Annotated in this window: 12 protein-coding genes and 1 pseudogene; 6 read left to right on the forward strand and 7 right to left on the reverse strand. The window is 63.7% G+C overall.

All coding sequences use genetic code 11. The annotated features are described in order from the left end of the window. Nucleotides 1–166 precede the first annotated feature (166 nt). Entirely contained in the window at nt 167–448 is a 282-nt protein-coding gene (locus EN906_RS11675) for a hypothetical protein (protein ID WP_127270077.1), read from the forward strand. Nucleotides 449–462: 14 nt separating this feature from the next. On the opposite strand, the gene hdaA is transcribed toward EN906_RS11675, so the two are convergent. The 3 genes from hdaA to EN906_RS11690 are packed head-to-tail and all read right to left on the reverse strand — an operon-like array spanning nt 463 to nt 2,900. Then, the gene (gene hdaA, locus EN906_RS11680; protein WP_127270782.1) at nt 463–1,167 is read right to left on the reverse strand and encodes a DnaA regulatory inactivator HdaA; all 705 of its coding nucleotides are present in this window, start codon (nt 1,165–1,167) and stop codon (nt 463–465) included. Nucleotide 1,168: 1 nt separating this feature from the next. Then, nucleotides 1,169–2,371 carry an AI-2E family transporter gene (locus EN906_RS11685; protein WP_127270784.1) on the reverse strand — a complete coding sequence of 401 codons (1,203 nt, stop codon included), beginning with the start codon at nt 2,369–2,371 and terminating at the stop codon, nt 1,169–1,171. After that, the gene (locus EN906_RS11690; RefSeq protein ID WP_127375185.1) at nt 2,343–2,900 is read right to left on the reverse strand and encodes a CDP-alcohol phosphatidyltransferase family protein; all 558 of its coding nucleotides are present in this window, start codon (nt 2,898–2,900) and stop codon (nt 2,343–2,345) included. The genes EN906_RS11685 and EN906_RS11690 overlap by 29 nt, the downstream gene beginning before the upstream one ends. Nucleotides 2,901–3,139: 239 nt before the next feature. Between EN906_RS11690 and purM the strand changes: the two genes are divergently transcribed. The 5 genes from purM to EN906_RS38220 all read left to right on the forward strand — a co-directional run bounded on the left by purM (nt 3,140) and on the right by EN906_RS38220 (nt 7,802). Further along, entirely contained in the window at nt 3,140–4,219 is a 1,080-nt protein-coding gene (purM, locus tag EN906_RS11695; protein WP_027037916.1) for a phosphoribosylformylglycinamidine cyclo-ligase, read from the forward strand. Further along, nucleotides 4,216–4,929, forward strand: a complete 714-nt coding sequence (gene purN, locus EN906_RS11700; RefSeq protein WP_127270790.1) for a phosphoribosylglycinamide formyltransferase — start codon at nt 4,216–4,218, stop codon at nt 4,927–4,929. The genes purM and purN overlap by 4 nt, the downstream gene beginning before the upstream one ends. A gap of 15 nt (nt 4,930–4,944) precedes the next feature. Then, entirely contained in the window at nt 4,945–5,460 is a 516-nt protein-coding gene (locus tag EN906_RS11705) for a histidine phosphatase family protein (RefSeq protein WP_127270733.1), read from the forward strand. 189 nt (nt 5,461–5,649) lie between these two features. Beyond that, a complete protein-coding gene (locus tag EN906_RS38215) occupies nt 5,650–6,843 on the forward strand; it encodes a hypothetical protein (protein ID WP_236383102.1) in 1,194 nt (397 codons plus the stop codon). Beyond that, nucleotides 6,813–7,802, forward strand: a complete 990-nt coding sequence (locus tag EN906_RS38220; protein ID WP_245466853.1) for an ATP-binding cassette domain-containing protein — start codon at nt 6,813–6,815, stop codon at nt 7,800–7,802. The genes EN906_RS38215 and EN906_RS38220 overlap by 31 nt, the downstream gene beginning before the upstream one ends. A 140-nt stretch (nt 7,803–7,942) precedes the next feature. Here the strand turns inward: EN906_RS38220 and EN906_RS11715 are convergent, their stop codons facing one another. The 4 genes and pseudogenes from EN906_RS11715 to EN906_RS11730 form a co-directional block, all read right to left on the reverse strand. Beyond that, nucleotides 7,943–8,170 (reverse strand): DUF680 domain-containing protein, encoded by a 228-nt coding sequence (locus tag EN906_RS11715; protein WP_127270735.1) that lies wholly within the window; start codon nt 8,168–8,170, stop codon nt 7,943–7,945. Between the two features lie 47 nt (nt 8,171–8,217). Then, nucleotides 8,218–8,421, reverse strand: coding sequence for a DUF680 domain-containing protein (locus EN906_RS11720; protein WP_127269827.1), 204 nt, complete (start codon nt 8,419–8,421; stop codon nt 8,218–8,220). 396 nt (nt 8,422–8,817) lie between these two features. Then, the gene (gene dapB / locus EN906_RS11725; protein ID WP_127269825.1) at nt 8,818–9,597 is read right to left on the reverse strand and encodes a 4-hydroxy-tetrahydrodipicolinate reductase; all 780 of its coding nucleotides are present in this window, start codon (nt 9,595–9,597) and stop codon (nt 8,818–8,820) included. Between the two features lie 17 nt (nt 9,598–9,614). Further along, nucleotides 9,615–9,836 (reverse strand): annotated as a pseudogene (locus EN906_RS11730) (ATP-dependent helicase); the annotation flags it as partial.

The following is a 9,836-nucleotide window of genomic DNA, read 5'->3' on the forward strand; positions in this document are numbered from 1 at the left end:
GTGTAGCGCAGCCTGGTAGCGCATCTGGTTTGGGACCAGAGGGTCGGGAGTTCGAATCTCTCCACTCCGACCATCCCCTCACAGCCCAATGCCCGGCGCAGCCATATGGTCACTTGCTCCGGCTCCGGTCGTGGATTCGTGGCCGGTTCGGCAACAGGGGGTTCAGATGCTTGGAATGGATGCCTGGGTGTCGCTTTTCGGACCGGCCTACTTTGCCTATGCCGGCATCACCGTTCCGTTCATGGTGACGTGGGCAATTGCCTGCGCCGCGCTGGCGATGTGGAACAACCGTGAAAGCCGCAGACAGGCGAGGCAGGCCCCAGGCGCCGTCGTCTCCCGCTCCTGGCGTGTCAGTATCGGAATGTTTGTGCTGGTCGCCGCCGGCTATATCGCCGCTCACTCTGCCGTCTACCTCGCGGTCCGTCATTTCGCCGTAATGTGGCTCTGAGACTGACCTCTCAGCTAAATCTCGAATTCGCCCTGCCCTTCATCCATGGCGTTGACGGTTTCGGCTGCCAGCGCCCTGGTGATCGGCGTCTTGCGTTCGAGCGCGGTCCGGTCGAGCCGCTCCACCACGCGCATCGCTGTCGCCAGCGAGCGCTCGATACGGCGGACCAGATACTGCACGACATGCGGTTCGACTTCGATCTGACGGTCGGCGAAGAGTTTTGTGATGACGCCGGCGAGCAGGAGATCGTCGGGCTCATGAATTTCGACTGTCGCCGCCGCTTTCAGCCGTGAGGCGAGATCAGGCAGCGTGACGCGCCAGGCGGACGGGAAGCGGCGCGCCGTCAGGAGCAGCGTCGACCCGGCACCACGCACCGTATTGATCAGATGGAACAGGCCCTGTTCATCGACCGCGCCGGTATCGACATCGTCGATCAGCGCCGGCCGCGCGCCGAGATTGGCAATGCTGTCGCCGATGCGCCTGGCGTCGACCGCCACCGCATTGACACGCGCGCGCCAGATCGAGGCCAGATGCGTCTTGCCCGAACCCGCGGGACCGGCCAGCACCACCACCGGCGATGGCCAGTCCGGCCAGCGGTCGACCAGCGCCACGGCCTGGTTGTTGGTGCCGGAGACGACGAGTTCGTCGCGCGAATAGCCGGTGCCATGGCCGAGATCGAGCGGCAACTGGCGTGGCGGGTCGGTTGGCTGGGCGGTCACTTCAGCGACGCGGTTGCGTGCGGTGGCCGCCGCCGCGATCGGCCGGGAGCTGCGGCACAGGTGCCGCGCCGCGGCCCTTGTAGAGCGGCGATTCGAGATAGCGGGCAATGGCGAACCGCACCAGCACGGCGACGGCCGCAGAAGCCGGCACCGCGATCAACAAGCCGACGAAGCCGAACAGCGCACCGAAGGCAAACAGCGAAAACATCAGCCATACCGGGTGCAGGCCGACGCTCTTGCCGACCAGCCGCGGCTGCAGGATGTTGCCCTCGATGAACTGGCCGATGAAGAACACGACCGCGACCGCGACGATCATCGTCCAGTCCGGCCAGAACTGGACGAAGGCGACGCCGACGGCCAGCACCAGCCCGGTCAGCGAGCCGACATAGGGGATGAAGGAAATCAGCCCGGCGAACAGGCCGATGAGGATGCCGAAATTCAGTCCGGTCAGCGTCAGCCCGGTGGCATACATGGCGCCCAGCACCAGGCACAGCGTGCCCTGGCCGCGCACGAAGCCGGCTGTTGCGGTGTTGATGTCACGAGCGATGGCGCGCACGGTCTGGACGTTGTCGCGCGGCACCCAACCGTCGATGACCGCCACCATGCGGTCCCAGTCGAGCAGCATGTAGAAGGCGACCACCGGCGTCACCACGAACAGGCTGACCACCGAGACCAGCGCCATGCCGGAACTCCACAGTGAGGTGAAGACGGTGGTGACCAGGCCGAAGCCCGAGGTCAGCAGCGAATTCAACCCGTCGCGCAAGCTGTTGGCGTTGACGCCGAACTTCTGTTCCAGCCATTTCGGATCGAACGAGGTGATCAGGCTTTGCAGCCGGGTCAGATATTCCGGCAATTTGCCGGCGAAATCGGCCATCTGCGTGGCCAGAACCGGAATGAGGATGACGAAGGCCAGCACCAGCACGATGAGGAAGGTGATGAGGATGACCACCGTCGCCATGAAACGGGACAGGCCGAGCCGCTGCAGCCGGTCGGCAACGGGATCGAGGAAATAGGCCAGCACCATGCCGGCGACGAAGGGCAGCAGGATGGCGCTGAAAACATAGAGGAAAAGCGCCAGCAGCGCGGCACCGGCCAGCCAGAAGAAGATCTGCCGGCGAAAGGTCGCGGACGCGGCGATGTCGGCGGCCGCGGCCTCGATCGCTGCCGCTTCTGTCTCAGATGTCCGGAGTGGAGCCTTCGCCATAGCCGCTCATGTGCCTCAGCCAAGTGACGAGATAGGCTGCGGCCGAAGCCACGGTCAAGACCCCGGACAGCAATATGAGGGCTGACCTCAGCGGGTCGAAGTGAACGGCAAGGGCAAGTTCTCCCAGCACAAGCGCGGCCAGCACGATCTGGATCGCGGTGTTGGCCTTCGACACGAACAACGGTTTCATCTCGACCGGATGGGTCATGACGGCGGACAACACCACCGCGCAGACGATCAACGCGTCGCGCGACACCATGATGACGACAAGCCACAGCGGCAATTGCCCGATGAAGCTCATGACCACGAACACCGAAACCAGCAGCAGCTTGTCGGCCACCGGGTCGAGATACGCGCCGAGCGTGGACTGCTGGTTGAAACGGCGGGCGATGACCCCGTCGACGCCGTCGGAAATGCCGGCGACGAGGAACCCGGCAAAAGCCCAGTCCCAGCGCGCCTGCAGCATCGCCAGCACCACCGCCGGCACCAGGATAAGGCGCAGGATGGTGATCAGGTTTGGGATGGTCAAATGCTTGGCACCTCCTCTTGGTCGGAGATAGATGATGAAGATAGCGGGTGGCAACAAGGGAGAAGCTGCCGATCTCCCGCACGGGAGAGCGGCTTTCAGCTTGGCTTTCGCCAATCACGAGCGCCTATACGCGTGCCCTGTCCACGGTTTTATGGGCCGAAATGGCCGTTATCCTTGCGGACAGAAACCGTTCATGCGAAGAGCCCGCGACAAGGAAAATTGTTGAACGGGCACCAGAAATGAGCAAGCGCGACGTGAACAAGCGCAAGAACGGGCTCACCTATGCCGAGGCCGGTGTCGATATCGACGCGGGCAATCTCATGGTCGAGAAGATCAAGCCGCTGGTGCGCGCGACGCGCCGGCCGGGCGCCGACGGCGAGATCGGCGGTTTCGGCGGCCTGTTCGACCTCAAGGCCGCGGGCTTTACCGACCCGGTGCTGGTGGCGGCCAATGACGGCGTCGGCACCAAGCTCAAGATCGCCATCGATGCCGGCAAGCACGACACGATTGGCATCGACCTCGTCGCCATGTGCGTCAACGACATCGTCGTGCAAGGTGCCGAACCGCTGTTCTTCCTCGACTATTTCGCCACCGGCAAGCTCGATCCCGACCAGGGTGCCGCAATCGTCGGCGGCATTGCCGAGGGCTGCCGCCAGGCCGGCTGCGCGCTGATCGGCGGCGAGACGGCCGAGATGCCCGGCATGTATCACGGCAATGATTACGACCTGGCCGGCTTTGCGGTGGGCGCCGCCGAACGCGGCCAACTGCTGCCCACCGACGATATTGTCGAAGGCGACGTGCTGCTGGGCCTGGCTTCCTCTGGCTTGCACTCGAACGGATATTCGCTGGTGCGCCGCATCGTCGCCGTCAGCGGTCTGTCGTGGAGCGATCCGGCGCCGTTCAACGACGAGGCCACTCTGGCCGAGGCGCTGCTCGAGCCGACCCGCATCTACGTCAAGTCGATTCTCAAGGCGATCCGCAACACGCATGGTATCAAGGCGCTCGCCCACATCACCGGCGGCGGCTTCCCGGAAAACATCCCGCGCGTGCTGCCCAAGGATTTTTCGGCCGAACTCGATCTCGAGGCGATCGACGTTCCTGCGGTGTTTTCGTGGCTGGCCAAGACTGGCGGCGTGGCGCCGGAAGAGATGATGCGCACCTTCAATTGCGGCATCGGCATGATCTTGGCGGTCGCGTCCGGCCAGGCAGCACAGGTCGCCGCCGTGCTGCAGGAGGCCGGCGAGACGGTGACGCCGATCGGCCGCATCGTGCCGCGCCGCGACGCCGGCGTTATCTATCGGGGCTCGATCGGCCTATGAACGCGCAGAGGAAACGCACCGTCGTCCTGATCTCGGGGCGCGGCTCCAACATGACCGCGCTGATTGCCGCGGCCAGCGACCCGGCGTTCCCGGCCGAGATCGTCGGTGTCATTTCCGACAAGGCGGACGCCGCCGGGCTCGGCATCGCCAGAGCGCGCGGCATCGCCACGCAGATCGTCTCGCGTGCCGACCATGGCAGCAAGCAGGCGCATGACGCGGCAATAGACGCGGCGCTCGCGGCCTTCAACGCCGAGATCGTGGCGCTGGCCGGCTATATGCGCATCCTCACCCCCGGCTTCGTCCAGAGATGGCAGGGCCGCATGATCAACATCCACCCTGCCCTGCTGCCGGCGTTCAAGGGGCTCGACACCCATGTGCGCGCACTGGCCGCCGGCATCCGCATCCATGGCTGCACCGTGCACTTCGTCACCTCCGAGATGGATGACGGTCCGATCATCGCACAGGCGGCCGTGCCGGTGATGGTCGGCGACACCGCCGATACTTTGGCAGCCCGCGTGCTGAAGGCCGAGCACCGGCTCTATCCGCTGGCATTGGGACTGGTTGCCGAAGGCAAGGCGCGCATGGAGGCCGGCCGCACCGTGCTTGCCCACTTTGCCGACGATGCCGACAACGGCACTTCGGTGGTGATGGCCCCCGACCCGCTGCGCGAGGAAACCGACCTCGAGCATCTGGCGCGCATCACGCCGTGAGGCGAGAGCGTGACGATGAAACAGCTTCTCCTGCTTCGTCACGCCAAATCCAGCTGGGACGACCCTGGCCTTGATGATTTCGATCGGCCTTTGGCCGAACGCGGAGTGAAGGCGGCGCGCTCGATCGGGCGCGAGCTTGCGGCGCGCGGCTGGCTGCCGGACCTGGCGCTGGTGTCGCCGGCGCTGCGCACCCGCGACACCTGGCGGCTGGTGGCGGCCGAGTGGCCCATGGAGGCGCCTGTCGAATTTGTCGAAGCGCTCTACGAAGCGACGGCGGCGGACATTCTCGCCGAGCTGAGCAAGGTAAAGGCCGCAACCAACACCATTCTGTTGCTGGGCCACAATCCCGGCCTGGAAGAATTCGCACGGCGCCTTGCCGGTTCCCAATCGGATGGCTCCGCTCGGAACCGGCTTGAGGAAAAATTCCCGACCGCGGCGCTGGCCCGTTTCACCGTTGACACCGACTGGACGGATCTCGCCTTCGGCGGAGCGCGGCTGACGCATTGCCTCAGGCCGAAGGATCTCCGCTAAGACCTGTCCCGCACGGCTTCGTCCCATGCAAAACGACGCGTCGGGCACGTTGCCGATCGCATGTTCCAGCGAAGCCGCCCTGGTTGGGAACCAGACCGCATATAGCGAGTTTTTCCATATGGGCCGCCGATAATCGAGCAAACCGGTCCGCACGTGCGCCATCCCGCTGACTGAACTCGCGAGCCGGAAATGACCGGATCTCCCCTGCGCAAAACCGCCTGGCGGTCTCACGAACTGCAAAGTCATGAGGCCATTCGTGTCGTCGGCAGCCGCGAGCACAATCTCAAGAACGTCAGCATCGACATTCCAAAAAAGCTCATCACCGTTTTCACCGGCGTCTCGGGTTCGGGAAAGTCCTCGCTGGTATTCGATACAATCGCGGCGGAATCGCAGCGCCAACTCAATGAGACCTTCAGTTCCTTCGCCCGCCATCGCCTGCCGCACTATGGACAGCCAGACGTGGATTTGATCGAGAATCTGGCGGTGGCGATCGTTGTTGATCAGAAGCGCCTAGGCGGCAATGCCCGCTCGACCGTCGGCACAGCCACCGACATCCAAGCCCTGTTGCGGCTGTTGTTTTCCAGGGTCGGCGAACCATTTGTCGGCCTGTCCAGCGTCTTTTCCTTCAACCATCCGGACGGCATGTGCCCGCGCTGTGAGGGGATCGGCGCCATCACCACGGTTGATGTCGACGCACTGCTCGACCGCTCGAAATCACTCAACGATGGCGCTATCCGCTTCCCGCTTCTCGCTGTCGGCAGCGCGCGCTGGAAGCGCTATGTGCTGTCGGGTTATTTCGACAACGACAAGAAACTCGAAGACTACAGTCCCGAGGAATGGGAGCTTTTGCTGAATGCCGAGCCACACAAGCCGCCGCATCCGGCCAAAGGCTGGTGGGCGAGTTCGATGTATGAGGGGCTGATCCCGCGCTTTCACCGCAGCTTTCTGCACAACCGGTCGAGTTCAGACCGGAACGAGGCGCTGGAGAGCGTGGTGACCAGCGGGCTATGCCCGGATTGCCATGGGGCGCGGTTGCGGCCGGAAGTCCTGGCATGCAAGATCAACGGCAACAGCATAGCCGACCTTGCCGCCATGCCGGCCAGCGATCTTGTGCCCATTGTCGCGGAAATTTCAACGACCGCGGCTGTGCCGATCGTCGCGGCGCTCTGCGCCCGACTTGACCACATGACTGGCATCGGGCTCGGCTATATCAGCTACGAGAGATCCGCGACAAGGGCAACACTGTGCTGGTGGTCGAGCACGATCCTCAGATCATCGCCATCGCCGACCATGTCATCGATATGGGTCCGGGCGCGGGCGAGAGTGGTGGGCGCGTCGTCTTCGAGGGCAAGGTGGCCGATCTCGAACGATCCGACACTTTAACCGGCCGCTTCATGAAGGCCCGACCGCACCCGAAAGCGGTGCTGCGCCCCCCGACAGGCTGGTTGAAGCTGCGCAACGCCAACCTCCACAACCTCAAGAACGTCAGCGTCGACATTCCACAAGGGGTGCTCACTGCGGTCGTCGGCGTTGCCGGTTCGGGCAAGAGTTCACTGATCAACGGCGTGTTCTCGCGTCGCTACCCCGACGCCGTATGCATCGACCAGGGTGCGCTGGGCGGCTCCATACGCTCGAACACGGCGACCTATACAGGGGTCCTCGACCCAATCCGAAAACTATTCGCCGAAGCCAATAGCGTCGGTGCCTCTTTGTTCAGTTCCAACTCGGCCGGGGCCTGTCCGGGGTGCAAAGGGCTCGGTGTCACCCGCATGGATATGGCCTTCATGGACACCATCGTCAGCGCTTGCGAGGTCTGCCACGGCCGACGGTTCACCGACGCGGTGCTCGCTTACAAGCTTCGCGGCAAGAACATCGACGACGTGCTGAGCATGAGCGTTTCAGACGCCCAGCGCTTCTTCCACGAGCCGGACATCCGCCCGGCACTCGACCGTGTGGCCGAGGTCGGCCTTGACTACATGACGCTTGGCCAACCCCTGAGCAGTCTCTCTGGCGGCGAACGCCAGCGCATCAAGCTGGCAACGGAGTTGCAGAATATCGGACGCATCTTCATCCTCGACGAGCCGACAACAGGGTTGCACATGTCGGATGTGGCAAGGCTGGTCAGGTTGATGGGGCGGCTGGCCGACAGCGGCAACACGTTGCTGGTGATCGAGCACAATCTCGACGTCATCACACAAGCCGACTGGATTATCGAGATGGGTCCGGGCGCCGGGCAGAATGGCGGCAGCGTTATCTTCAAGGGCAATCCGATCGAGATGATCAACTCGGAAACGTCTCAGACGGCGCCCTGGATCAGGGCGGGTGCATCACTCGAAACCTGAATTATGGATGTGGAGCACTTTTCCGGCGCCGCCCGGCGAGCTTTAGCCGACTGCTCGTCATTTCGAAATATTTTCCCAACGCATAAAACAAGAGCGGCGGGCAAAGCCCACCGCTCTTTGTGGTCGCAGACTTCAGAAAATCAACGACCCCAGATGCCCTGGCCCGACTGAGCCGGCACCTTGGCATTGGCATCACCCTGCGTCTTTACGGACTTCGGGATCGAGCCGGTGTGTGTGGTGTCGATGTTGGACACGGACTGGTTCGCAACCGGCTGGTTGGCATTGTAAGAGCCATAGTTGTCGCTGCCGGCAAAAGCGGTGCCCGTGGCGACGAGGATGGCGGCGGCGGTAAGAGCGATCTTGGTCACTTTATTTACTCCTGAATTCAAGATTGGGTTGATATCGGCAGTCGCGATTAGCGGCCGAAGAGATTGCGGTCAGCGCCCTGCGACGCTCGGGCCTGAACGGTCTGTGTCGACTTCGAGGTCGAAGCGGTGACCGAATGGTCGACAGTGACGGCAGGCTGATTGGCGTTGGCCGAGCCATAGTTGTCGCTGCCGGCAAAAGCAGTCCCCGTGGCAACGAGGATGGCGGCGGCGGTAAGAGCGATCTTGGTCATTTTAGTTACTCCAGTATTTCTTTGTTCTGTCCGTCTGGTGGCGTGCCCTTGGGAGGAATTTCGCGTCGCTCGGACCACCCCGAGATGGGTTTGCCCTGCCGCGGATTCCAATCACGAAGATGTTCCTCCGCAGCTTGAATCCGGGCCTTGAAATTTGGCACAGGCCCCCGGCGGTCATAATTTTATTGTTCGAAATCAAATCTTTAGTGAGATTCTTCTCCCACTATCCGAGGCCGACAACCAGGCCAGCGTTCACCATCTGCTATACAGTCCGTCAACAGAAATCGAACCGAACGGTTCGGTTTGAAGAGACCTGACCCCTCCAGCGTTCTTTTTTCGGTGCGGAGGTGGACGAGATATGGGTGCGTACGTCCAACCGGGACGACAAACCGGCCGCTATAGGCCGGTCATGCCCAGCACGTCGCGCATGTCATATTCGCCTGGCGGGCGTCCCTCGAGCCAGAGCGCGGCGGCGATGGCGCCGCGTGCGAACATGACGCGGTCGCCGGCTGCATGCGACAAGGTCAAGGTCTCGCCCTCGGCGCAGAAGCTGACGCTGTGTTCGCCGATGATGCTGCCGCCACGCAGCACCGCAAAGCCAATCTCGCCGGTCGGCCGCGCGCCGATGACGCCGTCGCGTGCAAGCCTTGCGACCGTGTCCAGGTCGATGCCGCGTCCGCCGGCTACGGCATGCCCCAGCATCAACGCCGTCCCCGATGGCGCATCGACCTTGTGGCGATGGTGTGCCTCGACAATCTCCACGTCCCAGTCATCGGGATCGAGTGCCCGCGCCGCCTGCTCGACCAGCCCGACCAGCATGTTGAGCCCGAGCGAAAAGCTGCCGGAGCGCACGATGGCAATCGTTTTCGCGGCGTCGGCGATAGCAGCCAATTCAGCAGCATCGAAGCCCGTCGACCCGATGACCAGGGACGGCCCGCCGCGCTCGGCGCAAATGCTGGCCAGATCAGCCGAGGCAGCCGGCGTGGTGAAGTCGATGACCAGGTCGGCCACGGCAAGCGCCTCGTCGCGGCTCACCAGCCCTTCGCCGATACTGCCCGGCCGGTGGAAGCGGGCGGCGAGCGCCAGCCGCGCGTCGCCCTGCATGGCGGACGCCATCCCGCGGCCCATGCGGCCCAGCGCACCCGCTATGGCGACCCTGACCGGTGGTTTCAACATGGGGCGCTATCCCGCAGCTATTTCCACATGCCGCGCATGCGCGCGCCGATGTCGACGCGCACCTCCGGCCGAGCCGCCCTGCCCTGTGCCGCCTGTGCGCTCGGCCAGGACACCTGCTGGAACGCAGCCAGGATCGAAGCCGGGATGAAGCGGGTGCGCGAGGCATAGAGATGGCGGTCGCCGCGCGCCGCCTGGCCGTGCGGAAAGAAGCGTTGCGGCATGACCAGGTTGAGATTGTC

Origin of the sequence: Mesorhizobium sp. M7A.F.Ca.CA.004.06.1.1 (assembly GCF_003999135.1) — a bacterium.
In the GTDB taxonomy this organism is placed as follows: domain Bacteria; phylum Pseudomonadota; class Alphaproteobacteria; order Rhizobiales; family Rhizobiaceae; genus Mesorhizobium.